General features: G+C 60.3%; 35 protein-coding genes. 32 read left to right on the top strand and 3 right to left on the bottom strand.

The window, feature by feature from the left end:
• Positions 1-115: 115 nt before the first annotated feature.
• Positions 116-415, bottom strand: coding sequence for a hypothetical protein (locus tag AB4037_RS23135; protein ID WP_441773085.1), 300 nt, complete (start codon positions 413-415; stop codon positions 116-118).
• Positions 415-1,089 carry a S24 family peptidase gene (locus tag AB4037_RS23140; protein ID WP_441773086.1) on the bottom strand — a complete coding sequence of 225 codons (675 nt, stop codon included), beginning with the start codon at positions 1,087-1,089 and terminating at the stop codon, positions 415-417. Before AB4037_RS23140 ends, AB4037_RS23135 begins: the two co-directional genes overlap by 1 nt.
• 139 nt (positions 1,090-1,228) lie before the next feature.
• Between AB4037_RS23140 and AB4037_RS23145 the strand changes: the two genes are divergently transcribed.
• From AB4037_RS23145 to AB4037_RS23300, 32 genes are all read left to right on the top strand, one after another.
• Positions 1,229-1,480, top strand: coding sequence for a hypothetical protein (locus AB4037_RS23145; protein ID WP_441773087.1), 252 nt, complete (start codon positions 1,229-1,231; stop codon positions 1,478-1,480).
• A gap of 94 nt (positions 1,481-1,574) precedes the next feature.
• Positions 1,575-1,730 carry a hypothetical protein gene (locus tag AB4037_RS23150; protein ID WP_441773088.1) on the top strand — a complete coding sequence of 52 codons (156 nt, stop codon included), beginning with the start codon at positions 1,575-1,577 and terminating at the stop codon, positions 1,728-1,730.
• Between the two features lie 133 nt (positions 1,731-1,863).
• Positions 1,864-2,298: a hypothetical protein gene (locus AB4037_RS23155; protein WP_441773089.1), complete on the top strand. Its 435-nt coding sequence runs from the start codon at positions 1,864-1,866 to the stop codon at positions 2,296-2,298.
• Positions 2,295-2,462, top strand: coding sequence for a hypothetical protein (locus tag AB4037_RS23160; RefSeq protein ID WP_441773090.1), 168 nt, complete (start codon positions 2,295-2,297; stop codon positions 2,460-2,462). The genes AB4037_RS23155 and AB4037_RS23160 overlap by 4 nt, the downstream gene beginning before the upstream one ends.
• A gap of 10 nt (positions 2,463-2,472) precedes the next feature.
• Positions 2,473-3,135, top strand: a complete 663-nt coding sequence (locus AB4037_RS23165) for a GapR family DNA-binding domain-containing protein (protein ID WP_441773091.1) — start codon at positions 2,473-2,475, stop codon at positions 3,133-3,135.
• An 11-nt stretch (positions 3,136-3,146) separates the two neighbouring features.
• Positions 3,147-3,683, top strand: coding sequence for a hypothetical protein (locus tag AB4037_RS23170; RefSeq protein ID WP_441773092.1), 537 nt, complete (start codon positions 3,147-3,149; stop codon positions 3,681-3,683).
• Positions 3,680-4,606: a 5'-3' exonuclease gene (locus tag AB4037_RS23175; protein WP_441773093.1), complete on the top strand. Its 927-nt coding sequence runs from the start codon at positions 3,680-3,682 to the stop codon at positions 4,604-4,606. The genes AB4037_RS23170 and AB4037_RS23175 overlap by 4 nt, the downstream gene beginning before the upstream one ends.
• Positions 4,603-4,761 (top strand): hypothetical protein, encoded by a 159-nt coding sequence (locus tag AB4037_RS23180; protein WP_441773094.1) that lies wholly within the window; start codon positions 4,603-4,605, stop codon positions 4,759-4,761. Before AB4037_RS23175 ends, AB4037_RS23180 begins: the two co-directional genes overlap by 4 nt.
• The gene (locus AB4037_RS23185; protein WP_441773095.1) at positions 4,761-5,240 is read left to right on the top strand and encodes a helix-turn-helix domain-containing protein; all 480 of its coding nucleotides are present in this window, start codon (positions 4,761-4,763) and stop codon (positions 5,238-5,240) included. The genes AB4037_RS23180 and AB4037_RS23185 overlap by 1 nt, the downstream gene beginning before the upstream one ends.
• On the top strand, positions 5,237-5,863 hold the full coding sequence (locus AB4037_RS23190) for a hypothetical protein (protein WP_441773096.1): 627 nt from the start codon (positions 5,237-5,239) through the stop codon (positions 5,861-5,863). The genes AB4037_RS23185 and AB4037_RS23190 overlap by 4 nt, the downstream gene beginning before the upstream one ends.
• Positions 5,860-6,465: a YdaU family protein gene (locus tag AB4037_RS23195; RefSeq protein WP_441773097.1), complete on the top strand. Its 606-nt coding sequence runs from the start codon at positions 5,860-5,862 to the stop codon at positions 6,463-6,465. Before AB4037_RS23190 ends, AB4037_RS23195 begins: the two co-directional genes overlap by 4 nt.
• Entirely contained in the window at positions 6,462-7,946 is a 1,485-nt protein-coding gene (locus AB4037_RS23200) for a DEAD/DEAH box helicase (protein ID WP_441773098.1), read from the top strand. Before AB4037_RS23195 ends, AB4037_RS23200 begins: the two co-directional genes overlap by 4 nt.
• A complete protein-coding gene (locus AB4037_RS23205; RefSeq protein WP_441773099.1) occupies positions 7,930-8,856 on the top strand; it encodes a DUF7146 domain-containing protein in 927 nt (308 codons plus the stop codon). The genes AB4037_RS23200 and AB4037_RS23205 overlap by 17 nt, the downstream gene beginning before the upstream one ends.
• Positions 8,853-9,191 carry a hypothetical protein gene (locus AB4037_RS23210; protein WP_441773100.1) on the top strand — a complete coding sequence of 113 codons (339 nt, stop codon included), beginning with the start codon at positions 8,853-8,855 and terminating at the stop codon, positions 9,189-9,191. The genes AB4037_RS23205 and AB4037_RS23210 overlap by 4 nt, the downstream gene beginning before the upstream one ends.
• Positions 9,188-9,595 carry a sigma factor-like helix-turn-helix DNA-binding protein gene (locus AB4037_RS23215; protein ID WP_441773101.1) on the top strand — a complete coding sequence of 136 codons (408 nt, stop codon included), beginning with the start codon at positions 9,188-9,190 and terminating at the stop codon, positions 9,593-9,595. Before AB4037_RS23210 ends, AB4037_RS23215 begins: the two co-directional genes overlap by 4 nt.
• Positions 9,592-9,762 carry a hypothetical protein gene (locus AB4037_RS23220; protein ID WP_441773102.1) on the top strand — a complete coding sequence of 57 codons (171 nt, stop codon included), beginning with the start codon at positions 9,592-9,594 and terminating at the stop codon, positions 9,760-9,762. The genes AB4037_RS23215 and AB4037_RS23220 overlap by 4 nt, the downstream gene beginning before the upstream one ends.
• A complete protein-coding gene (locus AB4037_RS23225; protein ID WP_441773103.1) occupies positions 9,762-10,262 on the top strand; it encodes a hypothetical protein in 501 nt (166 codons plus the stop codon). Before AB4037_RS23220 ends, AB4037_RS23225 begins: the two co-directional genes overlap by 1 nt.
• Before the next feature lie 70 nt (positions 10,263-10,332).
• Entirely contained in the window at positions 10,333-10,596 is a 264-nt protein-coding gene (locus tag AB4037_RS23230) for a hypothetical protein (protein ID WP_441773104.1), read from the top strand.
• A 1-nt stretch (position 10,597) separates the two neighbouring features.
• Complete coding sequence (locus AB4037_RS23235; RefSeq protein WP_441773105.1) at positions 10,598-11,017, top strand: hypothetical protein; 420 nt, start codon at positions 10,598-10,600, stop codon at positions 11,015-11,017.
• Complete coding sequence (locus AB4037_RS23240) at positions 11,014-11,313, top strand: hypothetical protein (RefSeq protein ID WP_441773106.1); 300 nt, start codon at positions 11,014-11,016, stop codon at positions 11,311-11,313. The genes AB4037_RS23235 and AB4037_RS23240 overlap by 4 nt, the downstream gene beginning before the upstream one ends.
• On the top strand, positions 11,303-11,755 hold the full coding sequence (locus AB4037_RS23245; RefSeq protein WP_441773107.1) for a hypothetical protein: 453 nt from the start codon (positions 11,303-11,305) through the stop codon (positions 11,753-11,755). The genes AB4037_RS23240 and AB4037_RS23245 overlap by 11 nt, the downstream gene beginning before the upstream one ends.
• On the top strand, positions 11,742-12,011 hold the full coding sequence (locus tag AB4037_RS23250; RefSeq protein ID WP_441773108.1) for a hypothetical protein: 270 nt from the start codon (positions 11,742-11,744) through the stop codon (positions 12,009-12,011). The genes AB4037_RS23245 and AB4037_RS23250 overlap by 14 nt, the downstream gene beginning before the upstream one ends.
• Positions 12,004-12,651 (top strand): hypothetical protein, encoded by a 648-nt coding sequence (locus AB4037_RS23255; RefSeq protein ID WP_441773109.1) that lies wholly within the window; start codon positions 12,004-12,006, stop codon positions 12,649-12,651. The genes AB4037_RS23250 and AB4037_RS23255 overlap by 8 nt, the downstream gene beginning before the upstream one ends.
• The gene (locus AB4037_RS23260) at positions 12,648-12,917 is read left to right on the top strand and encodes a hypothetical protein (RefSeq protein WP_441773110.1); all 270 of its coding nucleotides are present in this window, start codon (positions 12,648-12,650) and stop codon (positions 12,915-12,917) included. The genes AB4037_RS23255 and AB4037_RS23260 overlap by 4 nt, the downstream gene beginning before the upstream one ends.
• On the top strand, positions 12,914-13,057 hold the full coding sequence (locus tag AB4037_RS23265) for a hypothetical protein (RefSeq protein WP_441773111.1): 144 nt from the start codon (positions 12,914-12,916) through the stop codon (positions 13,055-13,057). The genes AB4037_RS23260 and AB4037_RS23265 overlap by 4 nt, the downstream gene beginning before the upstream one ends.
• Positions 13,054-14,118, top strand: coding sequence for a DNA cytosine methyltransferase (locus AB4037_RS23270; RefSeq protein WP_441773112.1), 1,065 nt, complete (start codon positions 13,054-13,056; stop codon positions 14,116-14,118). Before AB4037_RS23265 ends, AB4037_RS23270 begins: the two co-directional genes overlap by 4 nt.
• Positions 14,115-14,510, top strand: a complete 396-nt coding sequence (locus AB4037_RS23275; protein ID WP_441773113.1) for a hypothetical protein — start codon at positions 14,115-14,117, stop codon at positions 14,508-14,510. Before AB4037_RS23270 ends, AB4037_RS23275 begins: the two co-directional genes overlap by 4 nt.
• Positions 14,507-14,857 (top strand): hypothetical protein, encoded by a 351-nt coding sequence (locus AB4037_RS23280; RefSeq protein WP_441773114.1) that lies wholly within the window; start codon positions 14,507-14,509, stop codon positions 14,855-14,857. Before AB4037_RS23275 ends, AB4037_RS23280 begins: the two co-directional genes overlap by 4 nt.
• Before the next feature lie 246 nt (positions 14,858-15,103).
• Positions 15,104-15,451: a hypothetical protein gene (locus AB4037_RS23285; protein WP_441773115.1), complete on the top strand. Its 348-nt coding sequence runs from the start codon at positions 15,104-15,106 to the stop codon at positions 15,449-15,451.
• Positions 15,448-15,627, top strand: coding sequence for a hypothetical protein (locus tag AB4037_RS23290; RefSeq protein WP_441773116.1), 180 nt, complete (start codon positions 15,448-15,450; stop codon positions 15,625-15,627). The genes AB4037_RS23285 and AB4037_RS23290 overlap by 4 nt, the downstream gene beginning before the upstream one ends.
• 55 nt (positions 15,628-15,682) lie before the next feature.
• Positions 15,683-15,994, top strand: coding sequence for a hypothetical protein (locus AB4037_RS23295; protein WP_441773117.1), 312 nt, complete (start codon positions 15,683-15,685; stop codon positions 15,992-15,994).
• A complete protein-coding gene (locus tag AB4037_RS23300) occupies positions 15,994-16,671 on the top strand; it encodes a DUF6362 family protein (RefSeq protein WP_441773118.1) in 678 nt (225 codons plus the stop codon). The genes AB4037_RS23295 and AB4037_RS23300 overlap by 1 nt, the downstream gene beginning before the upstream one ends.
• A gap of 53 nt (positions 16,672-16,724) precedes the next feature.
• Here AB4037_RS23300 and AB4037_RS23305 read toward each other — a convergent pair whose 3' ends face one another.
• A complete protein-coding gene (locus tag AB4037_RS23305; RefSeq protein WP_441773119.1) occupies positions 16,725-16,934 on the bottom strand; it encodes a hypothetical protein in 210 nt (69 codons plus the stop codon).
• Positions 16,935-16,944: the final 10 nt, after the last annotated feature.

Consider the following 16,944-nt stretch of genomic DNA (forward strand, 5'->3'; position numbering starts at 1 on the left):
TGCGGCAAAGTCCAGAAAAGAACTTGACATTCGTGGAAAAAAGGCCGTTGACGAATCGCCCCTGTAAACGTCGGTTTTTCGCGAATTTTCTAGTCTCGTATTGTCAGCTAATTTTTCACTCCATACCGTCAAGATTCTCCGGCGTCTCCCCATAGCGAGCCAGGATCACTGCCTCCTCGAAGTCTCCGAAGTCAGGATCGCCGGTACGCGAGAAGGCGACAGCACCGATGTAGGTCACAATCGTCGGCGGCTGCTTCTTGCGAAGGCTGGGAACCGTCACCTCTTTGCCGATCATGCCTGCCGCGCGCGATTGGGCAATCGCGGCATTCGGCGCGTCCTTTGCCTCGCCAGCGATCAGATCACCGTCTGGAGAGCGATGGAAAGGAAGGGAGACGTAGTAGGTTACGCGAGCCATCAGGCCCTCTTGTCGAGCGAGAGTTCATCCATGCCGTCGGTTTCGAGATCAAGGCGGTTCTGACGCCTGGTCTCGGCGGCACGTTGGCTCTGGGCCATCCGACGTATAACCGGGGCCTTAACAGTGAGGTAGATCTCACCGACCCATTCAATCCCTACATTCTCAATCAAGGGCGCATTATAGCTGTGGAGGTTATAAGCACCGCGGTCGGTCCCGCGTTGCAACTCTTTCAGGAAGCGTCGACCGTCACTCGTCCGCACAGCCGCCTCTTCACCGAGATAGTGCTCCGTTGCCATTTTCTGATCCTTCCAGACCAGGACAGCATCTCCATCCTTGTAGGCCGGCATCATCGAAATGCCCTTCACGCCCAATCCGATGATCTGAGGAGGCACAGGAAATGGCAGGTCAATCTGGTCGAGGCCTTCAGGCGGGACTTGCTCAAATTCCGGCATGATCTCCCCGCCAGCGCCGATATATCCCATGACCGGCACTTGATATGTGCCTTCCCCGGTCGGGCTTCCGCCGCCGTCAGCCAGCCACTCCCATCGCACTTTCAGCACCTGGGAGATTGCCTTCAATGTCGCAATTGTCGGCTGCTTGTCGGGGAATCGAAGGATATTACGGATGAGGTCTTTGCTGCCGCCCGCTAGCTGCGATGCCTTGGCAGGGGACAAATCGAGCTCATCGAGCCTCGACTGAATTCGACTGGCGATATCTGATCTCATAGCGGTAAGGATACCGCTAGCGTCGCAAGATGCGAGAGGTACATGAACCGTTGACAAGGCGGTATATGTACCTCTATCTTGCTCCACCATGAGCACCATTCAAGCCCTTCTGACTTGCGTCGATCGCTACAGCGCGGCAACTGGCATCGCCACCGCGACGCTATCAAGCCGGATATTCAATCACGGCGCCCGACTTGAGCAGGTCCGGAATGGTGCCGACATCGGCGGCCGGCGCATCGACTTTGCTCTGCAATGGTTTTCAGACCGATGGCCCTCCAATATCGAATGGCCATCAGAAATTGCGCGACCAGAACCGGTTAAATCCGAGGTGGCCGCATGATCATGGCCAAGATTGCCGCTGCTCTCATTCTCTATTTCCCTGTTGCCATCCTGATGGCGATTGCCGTCGGCCGCTCGTTGAAGGAGCGGGCCTGATGCGCCAGCTCGATGACCCCGGCTTCGACCGCGTCGACTTCGAACTCGATGACATGACGCCCGATCAGGCGCGCGTGGTTGTCTTCGTTCTCTGCGCTCTATCCGGCGCCGCAATCGGCGGCCTCATCGGGTTCGCGACCTGGTGGTTCCAATGATCTCTCTCGTCGCAAATCCTCCCCTCTGCGACGGCTTAAGCCGGGTCTCCATTGGAGCCCGGCCTTTTCCTTTCGCTCTCGCGCCTTCCGCCAAGTCGTCGCTTGAGCACCTTTCCTGCCGTGAGTTCTGACCATGCAAGGTGTCACTGCACTCCCTGAGGGCCGCACTCCATCGATGCAATCAGCATCGTTGGATAGGTCTGGAATGTCCCACCTCCAAAATTCCTCTCACGGCAATATCAATTCCTTGTTTGGCATTTGTTCTGGTCCCGAGTTGCGGGATCGGGTCACCGCACATCTGCGGAAGATCTACCCGAACAAGCCGGCCGAACATGTCGCCGCTGCAACCGATCTTCCTGTCGATACGGTCAGAAAGTGGTTTGCGCGGCAGAACACGCCCAACGGTCCCGCAATCGTTCGCCTGACCTTCGTCTACGGCGTCGAATTTCTCTGTTCGATCATGGACAAGCCGCCGCGCTGGCTCGATCGCGCCGCCCAGGCTGAGGAGAAGGCGGCCATCGATGCCGATCTCGAGGCCCTCCTGAAACGCCGGGAGGCGCTCCGTTGAACCTGGTCCGCGCCCTCTATTTCCGGGTTGGAATTGCATTCGCGCTGCGCCGCTACCGACGCGCTGTGCGGCTATCCGGCCACTACACCGACGACGCCCTGCACTGGCGAAGCGTCGCCGAAATCCTGATCGCCAAGTCCAAATCCCCCACCTCCAATCGATAGGAGACTGACAGTGACCGTACATGAGTCCGTTTCGAATTTCACGAATGTCCCGGAGCCGATTTTCCTCGGGTTCGTCAGCAAGCTGCAGTCCCTCACCTCGGAGAAGGACAGCATCGTCGGCAAGATCAGGGCCCTCAAGAAAAGCGCCAAGGCCGATGGCATCGATCTGAAAGCGGCAGAGAAGGCGCTCAAGATCGCGGCTCTGATGGATGAGGAAGCCCGCGCCGAGCACAACACCACGCTCGCCTATATGAAATTCCTCCGCCTGCCGATCGGTTCGCAGCTCAGCTTCCTCGATGGGAACGACGACGACATTTCCGAGATGTCGGAAAAGCAGCGTCAGACGAAGTGGTTCGATGACGGCTGGGCATGCTCGGCTCGCGGTGGCAATCGGGTCGACTGCCCACATGACCCGACGAGCGACGCCGGACAGGCTTGGCAGGACGGCTATCAGGCAAACCAGCGGCACATCCTGGAAGGCATCCGTCATTTCGACGAGAAGCCGGAAGAGACGCCTGCCGAGCAGACCCAGGTTTCCGCTGAGGAGCAGCCTCCCGCGCCGCCGGCAGAACCCAAGAAGCGCGGTCGGCCCGCAAAGGAGAAGGCGTCGATCTTCACCCTGGTATCCGAGCGCTCCCAGCCGGTGCCACCCGAACCTCCGATGGCAGCGTGAGGTAGGCCATCATGCGGGTGCTTGGGCTAGATCAAGGAACAGATACCGGGTTCGCTCATGGCGAGCCCGGCGGCATGCCCATATCGGGCGTCATCCGCCTGGGCACCATCAAGGACCGGGGCGCGCGGCTGAACGCATATCGCCGCGAACTCCTCAACATTGTTGTCGCCAACCGCATCGGTCGCATGGTCTTCGAGAGCCCCTGGGAGGGCCCGAACACTTCGAACGCCCAGCGGCGCGTGTCCTACGGTCTGATCGCTGTGATCCGTATGGTCGCGGCACAGTCCAACGTTTCTTGTGATGAGATCACGCCGTCGGAATGGCGGAAGAAATTCGGAGCGCCCACGAATGCCCCGCGCGCCATCAAGGATTATGACGAGCGCCGCAAACTGATCAAAGCAGGTACCGTGCAGCGCTGCCGGTTGTTGGGATACGCCCCCAAAACCGACGACGAGGCCGACGGCATAGGCATCTGGTGGGCCTCGTGTAACGCAGTCCTTCGTCCGGTCATCGAGCCCTCCTTCGAGTTCGGAGGCTATGCAGCATGACTGTAGCCCTCATCGACGCCAGCGGCCTCATTCATCGCTGCTTCCATCGCACCGAGCATATGGATGCGCAGTTCCGTTACCGCTCCGATGGTGTGCCGGTCGGGGCCGTCCGTGACTTCTCAAAGACCCTTTTCAATTGGCTGACCCGTGGCATCCATCAGGTCCAGCCCACGCATGTCGGCGTGATCTTCGATGCCGGCGGCCAGACATTCCGCCATGTCCTGCATGATGGCTACAAGGCAAACCGCCCTGCCCGCCCCGACGACCTCGGCCTGCAGATGCCGTTGTTCCGGGAGGCCGTAACCGCATTCGGACTGTGGCCGATCGAACTGGCTGGCTTTGAAGCCGACGACCTGATTGCGACCTACACCCGACTGTCTGTCGAAGCCGGTCACGACGTTCTGATTGTCACGTCCGACAAGGACATGATGCAGCTCGTTCGGCCTGGGGTGAGTATCTATTCCCCTGCGGTTGGTGACCCTCGATATGCCGGGCACCGTCCGGAGCAAATCATCAACGCCTTCGAAGTGCTGACGAAATTTGGCGTGTCCCCAGATCTCGTCACGGAAGTCCAAGCGCTGGCTGGCGACTCTACCGACGGCATTCCTGGCGTCCCCAAAGTTGGCCTGAAAACTGCGGCCGGACTGATCCGGGAGTTCGGCTCGGTTGAAGGCGTCATTGCCTGTGTCAGCCAGATTGAACGGCCGAAGCTTCGCGACGCCGTCGCCGCCAACATCAACGCGATCCGCCTGGCGCATCAGCTCGTCACCCTACTCGACGATGTGCCGGTTTCCTTCGGGATCGACCAGATCGCAATGCCCTCGCTCGATCCCAACAAACTCATTCGTTTCTTCGATCGTATGGAGTTCCGCTCGATGGCCTCCCGTATCCGTCAGCATTTTGATCTGCAGGAGGCAGCATGACGCTCCTTCAGATCCAGGAAGCTGCCTCGCTTCGCCTGCGTGGCTACACCGATGTCGATATCGCCCAGGCGATGAAGGTCGATGCAGCCCTGATCCATCGTCACACGAACGCGATCCAGTTCGAGTGCGGCCTCATAATGGCGAGGTCACACTGATGCATTGCCCCTTCAAGATCGACCCGTCTGAAATCAAGGTTTCTGACCCAGCTGCCGTGCGCCGCCGGCTTGCTCAGGCCGCTGAGGCGTATGCGCTCGCCCAGCAGCGCAAGGCCGAGGAAGCCCGAGCCGCTGCTCTCGAGGCCCAGCGTCGACGGGAAGTCGAACGACGCCGCATCGCACGCCTGGTGGTGTCCTACCGGACTGGCCTCACGAGCAAGCAGCGCGCTCACCAGATCGTCGAAGAGATCGCCGACAAGCATAGCCTCAGAGTCAACGACCTCACCGGCGATAGCCGCATGCATCCCATTGTCATCGCTCGACAGGAGGCGATGTACGAGATCCGTCGCCAGCTTCCGTCCTTCAGCACCAGTCGTATTGGCCACTTGCTCGGCAGGCGAGACCATACCACCGCCTTGCACGGCATTCAGGCGCACGCCAAGCGGAACGGCCTGCAGCTCGAAGGAGCGGTGGTATGAGCACACGAGCCTCCGGTTTCGCTCGTGTTGAGCATGAGCACTATCCTACGCCGGCCTGGGTGATTGATGCATTGGCGGAACACCTACCTCTGGAAGGTGATCTCATCTGGGAGCCCGCTTGCGGCACCGGCCAGATGGCCCGAGCGCTTGAGGCCCAGGGCGCCCGTGTCATCGCAACGGATGTCCATGATCATGGCTACAGCCGGATGGTCGACGAGGTTGATTTCCTGTCGTGGGAAGGAGACCGGATCAGCGCTGCCGTTGCCCAGGCTGAAGGCAAGGTGGCTATTGTCACCAACCCGCCATACGGGCTCCAGGGCAGGCTGGCGGTTGCCTTCATCAAGGCGGGACTTCGGCATCTTAACACCATGGGCTCTGGCTATCTTGCCCTTCTTCTTCAGGTCGATTTCGACAGCGGGAAGACTCGAAGCCAGTTCTTTCGCGATTGTCCGCTGTTCGATGCCAAGATCACGCTCACCCGCCGCATCGAGTGGTTCAAGCCGGCTCCCGGAAAAGCTGGGCCGTCGCAAAACCACGCCTGGTTCATCTGGCGCAAGACGGACATTCGTCGGGCCGAACCGGCGTTGCTCTATGCCCCTCGCGAAGAGCGGAGGGCCGCATGAGCCGCCATTGGATGCCACTCTATATCGGTGACTACCTGACCGCGACCCGCCATCTCTCGGCGGCGGAGCATGGCGCGTATCTGCTGTTGATCATGTCCTACTGGGACAAAGGTTCGCTGCCGAGTGATGAACGCCAGATCATGCGCTTGACCGCCATGACCGATAAGGAATGGCGCGACAGCCGCGACACTCTTGCCGAGTTTTTCGAACCAGGCTGGGTCCACCCTCGAATTGACAGGGAGTTGGCAGAGGCCAGCGAGAAGTATCAACGGCGCTCCGAGGCTGGTCGAGCGGGCGGATTGAAACGTGGAAAATCCAAGCAAAATTCAAGCAATGCTTCCGCCGTTCAGGAAGCGAACGGCAAGCAAAAAAATAGCAATGCTTCAAGCAATGCTATTAGCAATGCACCAAGCAAACGGCCAAGCAAAACCGAAGCCGGGCTGAACCAACCACAACCACACTCACTACGTTCGTCCTATCCAGGTGATTTAGGTGACTCAGACCTAGACCAGTTAGCACAGGGGGAACCAGCCGAACTCCATGGCCAGGATCTCTCGATCTCAGCCCGCGCCCTCGCCGCAATTGGGAGGGGCCGAGCATGATCAGCGTTCTTCGCCCCCACCAGGTTCGTGCCCTCGAACTGCTGAAGCACTCGCTGCGGACCGGCCACAAACGCCCGATGCTGATGGCGCCTACAGGCTTCGGGAAGACGAAATTGGCCGCCGCGATAGTCGACGGAGCCCTGAAAAAGGGCAAGCGGGTCACGTTCTGCGTGCCGGCTGTTTCCCTTATCGATCAGACTGTTAGCTCGTTCTGGTCCGAGGGAATCCGCGACGTTGGCGTGATCCAGGGCGATCACGAAATGACGAACTGGGCCCGCCCGGTGCAGGTCGTCAGCGTCCAGACGTTGGCCAAACGGTTCAAGCAGCGTGGCAGCATGCCGGATGCCGATATCGTCGTGGTCGACGAAGCGCACGAGATGTTCGAATTCCTCAAGGAATGGATGCGCCTGCCCGGCTGGTGCGACATCCCCTTCGTTGGCCTGAGCGCTACGCCTTGGACCAAGGGACTCGGCGCCCACTATGACGACCTGCTGGTTGCCGCCACCACGAGGGAGCTGATCGCGGCCGGATACCTCACGCCGTTCAAGGTCTATGCGCCGTCGCATCCCGATCTCAGCGAAGTTCGCACCGTCGGCGACGACTACAACGAGGCCGATCTCGCGAAGGTGTTCAACAAAAACCACTTGGTCGCGGACGTCGTCGAAAGCTGGATGCAACTGGGCGAAGGACGCTCGACGCTGTGCTTTGGGGTCGACCGGGCGCACGCAAAAATGCTCGAGCAGCAGTTTGCGTCGCGTGGTGTCCGGACCGCCTACATCGACGCCTACACCACTCGTGAAGAGCGGAAGGAAATCGGCGATCGCTTCCACGACGGCGATGTCAAGGTCGTCTGCAACATCGGCACGCTGACCACGGGCGTCGACTGGGACGTCCGCTGCATCATCCTGGCTCGGTCGACCAAGAGCGAAAAGCTATTCACCCAGATCGTCGGACGTGGCCTCAGGACGGCCGAGGGCAAAGAGGATTTAATCATCCTCGACCATGGCGACAGTCACCTGAACTTGGGCTTCGTCACCGACATTCATCACACCACGCTCGACACGGGCAAGACGTCAAAGAAGGGCATCGCCAAAAGCAAGGAATCGCTGCCAAAGGAATGCGTCCGGTGCAACTTCCTTCGTCCCGCCGGCGTGCATGCATGCCCGTCATGTGGCTTTGCTCCCGTGCCGCGTTCCACCGTCACGATCGATGACGGCTCCCTCGTCGAGTTCAATGACGCTGCCCAGAAGGCCGACAAGGCGACCAAGCAGCGCTGGATGAGCATGTTCCGCGGCTATGCCTTCGAGCGGGGCAAGACTGAAAAGTGGGTTCTCGCTCAGTACAAGCAGAAATTCGGCGTCTGGCCGCGCGGTCTCGACGAGAGCGTGCTGATCCCGGATGCGGAGGTCAGCGGTTGGATCAAGCACAGGCAGATCGCCTGGGCAAAGCGGAACGGAGGCGCAAATGCCCGAGCCGCTTAAGGACCGCTGCCTCGGCCGCTGGGCTGGCATCCTGCCAGCGCTCGGTGTCTCGCCCACCTATCTCCGCGACAAGCACGGGCCCTGCCCCATTTGCGGCGGAAAGGATCGTTGGCGCTGGGACAACAAGGGCGGCACAGGCTCTTGGATCTGCAGCCACTGCGGCGCCGGCGACGGTATGTCGTTGCTCATGAGGCTCAATGGTTGGGACTTCAAGGAAGGAGCCCGCCGCGTCGAAGAAATCGTCGGCGGGGTTCCCGTCCAGGCCGCCCGCCCCGAGCGCAGCGACCATGACAAACGCGAGGCGATGAATCGCCTATGGCGCAGTTCCGGCCCGATCGCAGTTGGTGACCCTGTATGGCGGTATCTTAATCGCCGCACCGGCCGATCCGAATTTCCGGACTGCCTGCGAACCGCACTGCGTTGCCGGTACAACGACGAGGTCCCGACCTTTCACCCCGCGCTGATTGCAATGATGCGTGATGCCGAGGGTCGTCCGGCCATCCTGCATCGGACCTACGTGACGAAGGACGGTCAGAAGGCACCGGTCTCCGATCCTCGCCGCATCATGCAAGGCACCGTTCCGAAAGGGTCTGCTGTTCGCCTGGCAGAGTACACCGACGAACTCGGCATCGCGGAAGGCATCGAGACAGCTTTCGCTGCAACGACCTTGTTCGGCGTTCCGACCTGGGCGGCACTCACAGCCGGCTTCCTTTCAGAATGGATCCCACCGGCAGGCCTGAAGCGCATCGTCATCTTCGGGGACAACGACGCCAGCTTCACAGGCCAGGCCGCCGCCTTCGCGCTCGCCAAGCGCCTCCGCAACGCCGGCCTCGTCGTCGACGTGGAGATCCCCAAACACATCGACACCGACTGGGACGACGTCCAGCACGATCGGGAGCATGCAGCATGATCGAGCACAAGTTTACAGCCGTAAAAGACAAGTTCGGGCGCGGATGGCTCGGCCAGTTCACCTATGCGAAGGACGCCGTCTCCTGCACCGCATATGTCCGGGATGAACTCGGCACGCCGATCCTGTTCGCAGATGCCTCCGCTGCAACATGGGCGGCATCGAACGCAATGTGCAGAGCCCTCAACGCTGCTCACCGCCAAGCCCGCGGCAAGAGCATGCACGTCCGTCACCAAGGCGGAAAAGCACACCTCAAAGAAATTGCAGAGCGGGTCTTCAAACCACTCGCTGACACCCCTGCCCCCGAGTCCATCGATCGCAATGGAGCCGCCGCATGACCGCCGCCAAGCCCAATGAAATTTCAAAGCAAACGCTTGATAAAATAACTCGAGCCGATCTGTCGCCACGTGATCGGCGCGTTTTGATCGCTCACCTAGCCTCCGAGGGCCAAACTCTGAGGGAAATCGGGCGGCGTCTGGGGATCTCCGCCCAGCGTGTCAGCCGCATCGCCAGGGGCGCCGGAATCCCGCTCGGGCGCCAGGGTGGCACCGGCCTCGTCAGCACTCATGTGCCGTTCCGGCTGAAATCGGCGCTCAGGCAGCAGGCTGAGGCCGCAGGGGTCAGTGTGAGCGCCTATGTCGCCAGGGTGCTGCGGGCAGTGTGCGAGGACGCGACGGTGGCGAAGCGGACGCTTGGGCGCGACGCAATGCCGGTGCGGGCTTATCGGAAGGGGGTGGCGTGATGGTGAACCTCTTCGCATTCCTGCCCGCATTGGCCAGCGTGATCTTTTCCGGGCTGCTCGCCTGGCACACTCCGGATAGCAGCGCATGGGGGTGGTTTCTCTTCGTAGCCGTGCTCCTGGCCTACATGGGCGTCATGGCGACAGCTGCAGCGGGAGGACACCGCTGATGGCCTCCCGCATCGCCATCGACTTCGCCTGCAATTTCGGCTGTAAGATTAGCTCACTCTGGGAGTCGACAGATGAAAAGACCGACGCCTCGCTTTCTCATCTACGGTGGTCGAATTTCTCTGGCGATCGCGCTATTCGCATTCGCAAACGCCTGCTGGCTCCAGGATTTCGACAAGATCGAAGGAGCCGGCGCCGGCGTCTTGATCTGCACTGCGTTAGCGTTCTGGCCGTTCGTGTGGAGGCTGTAGCTTCGCTACTCGGCTTTCTTCGGCGGTTGCGCAGCCTCAGCTTCCCGGCGCTCAAGCTCTCGGTCGATTGCCTCGCGGATGAATGTGGCCATACGGCTCTTACCGACCAGAGCCTCAATGCGTTGCCGCTGCTCGTCGGTAAGCCGGACTTTCGTCTCTTTCACGTTCAACGGCGGGCGCCCCATGCGTGTCCCGATATCCGTCCCCTGAAAGTTTGTCAAAGCCACAGAATTTCCGTCCCCGCTTATTGACGCAATAACCGTCCCCGTTTATATAACAGGGGACGGTTATAAACTCAACCGAGCCCAGTGGGGGACCGAGATGTCCAGCAAAAATCAAACGCCTCTTACTTGGCCTGAAATTCGCAAGGCATCGCAGGCGGCAGGCTTCTACCACGGGTATATGGCCGCCGAAGAGAACGCAGGCGAGACAATCTATGTCGAAAAAGCCGCCCCTGAAGAAGACTACGACCGCATAGCGCTTGGGAGCTTGGAACAGGCTCTGGCCTATAGCCAACTCGACAAGGCCAACCCCTTCCCCCAATCCCCCGCCCGAAAGCTCTCGGGCGAGATCACGAGGCGCTGAGATGAGCAGAAGCGGATATAGCGACGATTATTGCGGCGACAGTTATTGGCCCACCATTTGCTATCGAGGGGCCGTGACATCAGCTATTCGCGGAAAACGTGGTCAGGCATTCCTGACTGAATTGCGCGATGCCTTGGATGCGATGCCCGTGAAGCGCCTTGTTGCCCTTGAACTTGAGAAGGGAGGCGAGGTCTGCGCTCTTGGTGCGATTGCCAAAGCCCGCGGCCTGTCGGTCGAGAAGCTTGATCCGGAAGACTACCACACAGTAGCCGGCACCTTCGGCATTGCTGAGGCTCTAGCTCGCGAGATCGTCTTTGAAAACGACGAAGGCGTGTGGTTCCACAAGTCTACTCCGGAGAACCGCTGGCAGCATATGCGCAATTGGGTTGAGCGCCACCTCGTCAAGCAGGTCTCGCCATGAAGCAGACCCCGAACACAGACCTCCATGAGGGGGAGAAGCTGACCGATGCCGACATTGATCGCATCACCTTGGCTGTCTATCGAGCGAGGCTTGATCATACCTGCAAGGGCGACGCAGACCTTCAGGTGGAGAAGGACAAGGACAGTGGAGAAAAGCAGGCTCGTCGATCGCAATCTTACCGGCCGGTTGTGATTGAAACGCTTGTTCAGGCTGGCCTCTACACGCGGCCAGTACGCGTTGCCCCAAAGCGCACAGACCGCGCCATCACCGAATCGGAGGTTGGCCATGCCGAGTGAGCACACGCCGACGCCTTGGGAAGCCGAACCGGAAGCCGGTCGCGGTGCATGGATCAAAGGCACCAGCGGTGAATGGGCGGCGCTATCTTGCGGCGATACGGATGAGAGCGCCCGCGCCAACGCCGCCCTGATCGTCGCCGCCGTCAACACCTACGCCCCCACCCAAGCTCGCGTTGCGGAACTAGAGGCGGAGGTGGTGAGGTTGTGGGAAGACCGAGATAACGCCATTCGTTTGGCAGGCGAAAATGCTGATGCGTGGCAAGCACAGCTTCTTGAATGGTCGAGGTTGCGGGAGGCGCTGGAGAAGATCGCGACCAAGGACATTCATCCGTATGTCCAAATTGGCGATGACCCGAATTTCCCTGGGGAAACGATCATGATTCCAGGAGAATACGCAAAGCTCGCCCGCGCCGCCCTTGGAGGCTCTGATGGCCTACGGTGAATATGCGGGTCCGGACAAGCCGGACAAGGGTAAGGAAAACGGGAGCTGCAACCGTGCGAGCTGCCAGTGCTCTCCGGCACGTTGGTACAACCATGGTTCCCTCGCCTGGTACTGCGACGACTGCATGAACCAGATCTATGACGAGATGGGTCGCACGCTGTGGCAGCGGGACTTCCCCTCTCTCCAGCATCCGATGTTCGAAACGCGCGACATGATTTCCGCCCGCGCTGCCCTTGGAGGCTTGAGCCATGATTGATCGGGAAGCGCGAACACTGGTGGACAGATACGGCGAAGCAATGTTCTCGCGGGGGTCTCTGCACGAGTACACTGCGCAAGAGAGGGATATCTGCGACAAGCGTGTCAAAGCGGCCAAGGTCGCCCTGCTGGACCTCATCGATGCTCTGGCCCTCACCTCCGCAGGAGGCGGGGCTGTGCCGGTGGCTTGGAAATGGCGCGTAAACACGCCAAAATACACCGGAGCTTGGTTTCTTAGCGAAACACGACACGGTGCGGCAGTCTATGAAGAGATACCGCTCTACGCCGCGCCCCATCCTCCCAGCCAGGACGGCGCGAGGGAGGTGGATGCGGCACTCTTCATCGAGGAAGGCGCACTAGAACGGTTGGTGAAATCAGCATCAGGCGCTGGTCTGTATGACGTGGCTAGGGAGCGGCGCGGCGATGCGGCGCGTAAATGTACTATCCCTCTTTACAACACCCCGCCCGCCCCCGACGAGGCGGTGGAGGCGGAGCTTAATCTTGACGACTACCACAGCGCGCCAAGCGGCATCGGCCCGTTGGCATATACGTGGAAGGATAAGCCGCACAGGCTTCTATACGATCTGATCAAGGCACTTCGCCTCCAGCGCTCCCGCCGCGACGTGGGAGGTGGGGTATGACGTTGGGCAAAATTCCAAGCGAGCCGCACTTCGCCATCATCACCGAAACCAGTGTGCACATTCCCGGTGACGAGCGGTCACGCACGCACCCTGGTCACGGGTACCCAGCGCACACTGAGACCTACATCAACTATCAGGCCTTCACTGATCGTGCCGAGTGGGAATTCCACATCCAGCGGCTGACCGAGCGTCGGACGCCCTTCAAGGCGATTGCCGCCACTCCGGCACTGATCAAGACCAATGTAACGGTTGAGGTGAAGCCATGACCCAATGGCAAGTCACCTATCCCAACACCTGGCGCGACAAGGCGGTCATCTACCCGCTGTCGGTCGTGGCGTGTCTCTTCATCGCCGTGCTTCTGGTTCTCGCTTTCATTGAGGCCATGGGGCCGAGGAGGGGAGCTTGACGGCATACTACAATGACAATGAACCCGATGCCGCTCACGTGCTCGATTGCCTTCAACGCGAAGGCTTGATCGCCCCCGGCGTTGTTGACAACCGCTCAATCAAGGAAGTCCAGCCCGATGACCTTAAAGGCTTCACGCAGTGCCATTTCTTCGCAGGAGCCGGTCTCTGGTCCGTCGCAGCTCGACTTGCTGGATGGCCTGACGAGCGCCCCATCTGGACAGGCTCTTGCCCATGCCAGCCGTTCAGCGCGGCAGGCAAAGGCCTCGGTACCGACGATCCGCGGCATTTGTGGCCCGACTTCTTTCGCCTCATCCGTACCGCCCGGCCCCCTGTCGTCATGGGAGAGCAGGTTGCGGGAGCGCCTGGCTATGGTTGGTTCGACGGAGTTGCCGCTGATCTGGAAAGCGAAGACTACGCCGCAAGGTCGATCGATATCCCGGCTTGCGCCGTGGACGCCCCCCAAATCAGACAGCGCCAATGGTGGATCGGTGTGGCCAACAGCTCAGGCGCGAGATGGGATGCCACCTCATACGCTGGAGTACATCGCCAAACACAAGGCGAACGGGCATGGAATGGCGAACCTGAACGACTATCTGCTGCATTCGGCGGTGTGGCCGCTTCCTACAGCGCGCGACTGGCGCTCGGATCGATCGAAACAAACGAGCCAGGAGCTATACGGCACGAAAGGCAGGCCGCTGTCGCGAACGATGATCGAAGCGTCAGGCGAAGTACAGGGAGCGACTTGGCCGACAGTGACGAGCCTTTCTGGCGGCTCGGAAACCAGCAACCCGCCGGGCAACAGCAAGTCCATGAACAAAATGCTGGAGCTTGCGTTCGGACCGGGGCGCGGAATGGCTCAACCTGGGCCGGAGCAGAGTGGATCCTCTGTCACGACGGCAAAGCGCGGCGCACCGAACCCGGACTTCGCCTTTTGGTTGATGGGATGGCCGGCAGAATTCCGGCGTGGCGTCTTGGCGGCAATAGCATCTCGCCCATCCTCGCGGCGGAAGTAATCGCTGCGCTCCTAGATATCGAGCAAGACATGGGAGCATTCGCATGACCGATCGTGAAGCTGCTGCCGGGCTCGTGGAGCGCCTTCTAAACCCTCAGTGGGTTTGGTCTCATGAATTCCGAGAGTTGGACAGGGTCGAAACTCTATCCGATCTCAAAGCCGCCGCCACTCTCATCACCGCCCTTCTCTCAGAGCTTGAGCGCGTGGGGAAGGAGCGGGATGAGGCCGTGAGCTGGAATTGGGCGCTTGCCGAGAACGTGAAAGTTGCCGACGCCTATGCGCTCAATGCCAGGGCACTCGTCGCGGAGGCGGTGCGGGTGGTGACTGAACTGGCCGACGCCGCCGATCACATGGGCGACGTGGCAAACCTCTGCATGGGCGATGACGCCATTGCAGCCGCCCGTGCCTTCATCGACCGCGTGAAGGAGAGCAGGTCATGACCAACCCTGACGAACTTCTGAGGCTGGCCGAGCGCGTGGAAGCCGGGAGTGGGAATGACCGCACCCTAGACGGAGACATCTCGGAAGTCTTTAACCCGGATGGCTGGAAACCGCAGTTCATTCGGGGGCAGGCCTGGATGTATTCATCATCCATTGATGCCGTCGACCGCCTGAGATTGAGGCTGTTGCCGGGGAGCCAATATACAATCTCAACCACAAACAATTGCGCCGCACACGTCTGGCTCGACCATCTCACCGAATATGATCACGCAGGCCATGCCGAGACAGCGCCACGGGCTTTCCTCGCCGCGCTCCTGCGAGCCCACGCCGAGACGGTGGGAGGGTGAGATGGCAGCAAAACGCGGAATCTTCTGGGCAATATATAGGGAAGGGTTCGGCTTCTATTGCGGGACTTACCTCACCAAGAGAGATGCCATCATCTCTTTTGTGCATGGCCGGTTTCGCTCAACCGAGAGCGAGTTCCTATCCTTTTCGAACAAACTATCCCCTATGCAACGGAAGGATTGGAAGCTCTGTGAACAACAGGGCGATCGAGCTGTACGCGTTCACGTATCGCTGATCGAGGAATCCCCATGATTACGGAAAAGATGATCGAGGCAGCCTGGTCTGCCTATGGCGAAGAGTTCAAGCGTGCCCGGAGTGCGGCAACAAACAGCACGACAAACACCGATATCGAACGCTCTGCCTGGAAAGCCGCCCTCGAAGCGGCCGAGCGGGCTGCGTGGCGGCCGGAGAGCGAAGCGCGTGACGGCAGTCGAATGCTTGTCTGTTTCCCGCCGATCCGCCGCCCTCGTGTCAATTGGGGGCATGTGCGTATCGGCCGTTGGGCCGGCGCTTCCTGGCACCTCGACATGCCCGGTAGCTACCGATCAGATGTAACGCTCGTCCGCCCCCTTCCATCACCACCGGAGGCCCCATGACCAACCGCATGACTGCATTGAAGATAGCCGCCGAAAGGCACATCAAGCTGTTGGATATTCGAGGTTCCATTTTGATGGCGCAGGACCCGAAGTCTTATGACGCCAGGCTCCATCAAGAGTCGGCGAACTTCGTCAAGGGCCTGCTCGCAGCGTTGAAAAACTCCGAGGATCGGTGAGGTGGAACACCATAGCCCTACTCCTTCTCGCGCTCACCCACTGGAGCTGACTACTATGTTGACCGACGATGATTTACGGAATATTCGCACCAAAGCCGAAATGGATAGCAAGTCCATGGGGCATCAAGCCACTTTTCAGCCCGGCACTGTTTTAGATCTTCTCCTTGCGATCGATCAGGCGCGAACTGACGGATTTCGATCCGGTCAATCTTCAATGCGCCGCCGAGCTATCGACCTCTGCAACAACTCAGCCGGGCTCACGGACGACCAATACCGGCGGCGGAGCCAAGCATGGAATGATGGCGTTTTGGACGTTGCAGCAGCACTCCGCAGCCTACCAATCCAAGAAGAGGAGCCCCTCTCCTGATGCTGGCCCCCTACCCCGTTGAAGACCAAGCCGATGTTTGGACGCCCGAACTCGTAATGGAGCGCATGGTCGAAGCGTTCGAGACGTTGCGACGTGTGCCTGCTTCAGTAGGCCCAAAGGCGTTTGGAAACGGATGGCCTGCTGTCATTCACGACCTGGCCGACATGATCCACTGGGAGCCGGGGAAAGAGCCGCGGCGCTTGCCCCCTTCCCTTGCCCAAATCACTCGGATGGAAGAAGCACTGGCTTGGCCTTCACAGATCCTCGCGGATCAGCCGCTGGCGGCCGACGCGCTGAACCTCTGGGCGATGTGCAAGGCCTGGGGGCGCTCGATCGATGGGGTTCTGCAGGGGCGGGCCAAGGAAGCGGCCGAGATTGCCCGTGTTGTCGAACGCGAGATCAATCAGCGGCGCGGCATCGAGCGTAAGACAGCTGCCGGCGAGGTTGCAGCCTGGGCGAACCTGAAGCTCGCAGCGGCCGACGGCGATCGTGTTGAGCGTATCCGAGCGAACGCGGTCATCCGCCTCGAGCGCGAGTTGGCGAAGAAGGGGCTCGTGTCTGCCGTCGTGATCGTGAAGCCGGCGGAGTGCTCGCCCGACAAGGTGATCAGTAGGACAAGCCTGGATCGCTGGCGGTTTGTGGGGGCGCAGGTGATTGCGGAGGCACTTACGCGATGAGCAACAAAAACCCCGCCGTGGCGGGGTCTGTCTACGCCTACTCGCCGGGACCGCTAGCGCGGGCCGGCCAATGCACTTTCGATCTCGCGGTCACGCATCCGGTTCACACTTTTCACAAACCCCTGATAGCGATCCTCCCCTTCCTGGATAAGTCGCTCTCTCTCAGGGGTGCTGAACTTGCGCCCTTTTGCGTCTGAAGGGCTGGGGTATTGCTCATGGGAGCGCCGGACGGCTTCCTTGAAGGACTTCAGGTGATCGCGCATTGAGTCTCCT

The organism is Labrys sp. KB_33_2, from assembly GCF_052114505.1.
GTDB lineage: Bacteria > Pseudomonadota > Alphaproteobacteria > Rhizobiales > Labraceae > Labrys.

Bases quoted from the DNA above. Each gene is read 5' to 3' on its own strand.
- AB4037_RS23135 (WP_441773085.1), bottom strand. From the start codon at position 415: ATGGCTCGCGTAACCTACTACGTCTCCCTTCCTTTCCATCGCTCTCCA.
- AB4037_RS23145 (WP_441773087.1), top strand. From the start codon at position 1,229: ATGAGCACCATTCAAGCCCTTCTGACTTGCGTCGATCGCTACAGCGCG.
- AB4037_RS23150 (WP_441773088.1), top strand. From the start codon at position 1,575: ATGCGCCAGCTCGATGACCCCGGCTTCGACCGCGTCGACTTCGAACTC.
- AB4037_RS23155 (WP_441773089.1), top strand. From the start codon at position 1,864: ATGCAAGGTGTCACTGCACTCCCTGAGGGCCGCACTCCATCGATGCAA.
- AB4037_RS23170 (WP_441773092.1), top strand. From the start codon at position 3,147: ATGCGGGTGCTTGGGCTAGATCAAGGAACAGATACCGGGTTCGCTCAT.
- AB4037_RS23175 (WP_441773093.1), top strand. From the start codon at position 3,680: ATGACTGTAGCCCTCATCGACGCCAGCGGCCTCATTCATCGCTGCTTC.
- AB4037_RS23180 (WP_441773094.1), top strand. From the start codon at position 4,603: ATGACGCTCCTTCAGATCCAGGAAGCTGCCTCGCTTCGCCTGCGTGGC.
- AB4037_RS23185 (WP_441773095.1), top strand. From the start codon at position 4,761: ATGCATTGCCCCTTCAAGATCGACCCGTCTGAAATCAAGGTTTCTGAC.
- AB4037_RS23190 (WP_441773096.1), top strand. From the start codon at position 5,237: ATGAGCACACGAGCCTCCGGTTTCGCTCGTGTTGAGCATGAGCACTAT.
- AB4037_RS23195 (WP_441773097.1), top strand. From the start codon at position 5,860: ATGAGCCGCCATTGGATGCCACTCTATATCGGTGACTACCTGACCGCG.
- AB4037_RS23200 (WP_441773098.1), top strand. From the start codon at position 6,462: ATGATCAGCGTTCTTCGCCCCCACCAGGTTCGTGCCCTCGAACTGCTG.
- AB4037_RS23205 (WP_441773099.1), top strand. From the start codon at position 7,930: ATGCCCGAGCCGCTTAAGGACCGCTGCCTCGGCCGCTGGGCTGGCATC.
- AB4037_RS23210 (WP_441773100.1), top strand. From the start codon at position 8,853: ATGATCGAGCACAAGTTTACAGCCGTAAAAGACAAGTTCGGGCGCGGA.
- AB4037_RS23215 (WP_441773101.1), top strand. From the start codon at position 9,188: ATGACCGCCGCCAAGCCCAATGAAATTTCAAAGCAAACGCTTGATAAA.
- AB4037_RS23225 (WP_441773103.1), top strand. From the start codon at position 9,762: ATGGCCTCCCGCATCGCCATCGACTTCGCCTGCAATTTCGGCTGTAAG.
- AB4037_RS23230 (WP_441773104.1), top strand. From the start codon at position 10,333: ATGTCCAGCAAAAATCAAACGCCTCTTACTTGGCCTGAAATTCGCAAG.
- AB4037_RS23235 (WP_441773105.1), top strand. From the start codon at position 10,598: ATGAGCAGAAGCGGATATAGCGACGATTATTGCGGCGACAGTTATTGG.
- AB4037_RS23240 (WP_441773106.1), top strand. From the start codon at position 11,014: ATGAAGCAGACCCCGAACACAGACCTCCATGAGGGGGAGAAGCTGACC.
- AB4037_RS23245 (WP_441773107.1), top strand. From the start codon at position 11,303: ATGCCGAGTGAGCACACGCCGACGCCTTGGGAAGCCGAACCGGAAGCC.
- AB4037_RS23250 (WP_441773108.1), top strand. From the start codon at position 11,742: ATGGCCTACGGTGAATATGCGGGTCCGGACAAGCCGGACAAGGGTAAG.
- AB4037_RS23255 (WP_441773109.1), top strand. From the start codon at position 12,004: ATGATTGATCGGGAAGCGCGAACACTGGTGGACAGATACGGCGAAGCA.
- AB4037_RS23260 (WP_441773110.1), top strand. From the start codon at position 12,648: ATGACGTTGGGCAAAATTCCAAGCGAGCCGCACTTCGCCATCATCACC.
- AB4037_RS23265 (WP_441773111.1), top strand. From the start codon at position 12,914: ATGACCCAATGGCAAGTCACCTATCCCAACACCTGGCGCGACAAGGCG.
- AB4037_RS23275 (WP_441773113.1), top strand. From the start codon at position 14,115: ATGACCGATCGTGAAGCTGCTGCCGGGCTCGTGGAGCGCCTTCTAAAC.
- AB4037_RS23280 (WP_441773114.1), top strand. From the start codon at position 14,507: ATGACCAACCCTGACGAACTTCTGAGGCTGGCCGAGCGCGTGGAAGCC.
- AB4037_RS23285 (WP_441773115.1), top strand. From the start codon at position 15,104: ATGATTACGGAAAAGATGATCGAGGCAGCCTGGTCTGCCTATGGCGAA.
- AB4037_RS23290 (WP_441773116.1), top strand. From the start codon at position 15,448: ATGACCAACCGCATGACTGCATTGAAGATAGCCGCCGAAAGGCACATC.
- AB4037_RS23295 (WP_441773117.1), top strand. From the start codon at position 15,683: ATGTTGACCGACGATGATTTACGGAATATTCGCACCAAAGCCGAAATG.
- AB4037_RS23300 (WP_441773118.1), top strand. From the start codon at position 15,994: ATGCTGGCCCCCTACCCCGTTGAAGACCAAGCCGATGTTTGGACGCCC.
- AB4037_RS23305 (WP_441773119.1), bottom strand. From the start codon at position 16,934: ATGCGCGATCACCTGAAGTCCTTCAAGGAAGCCGTCCGGCGCTCCCAT.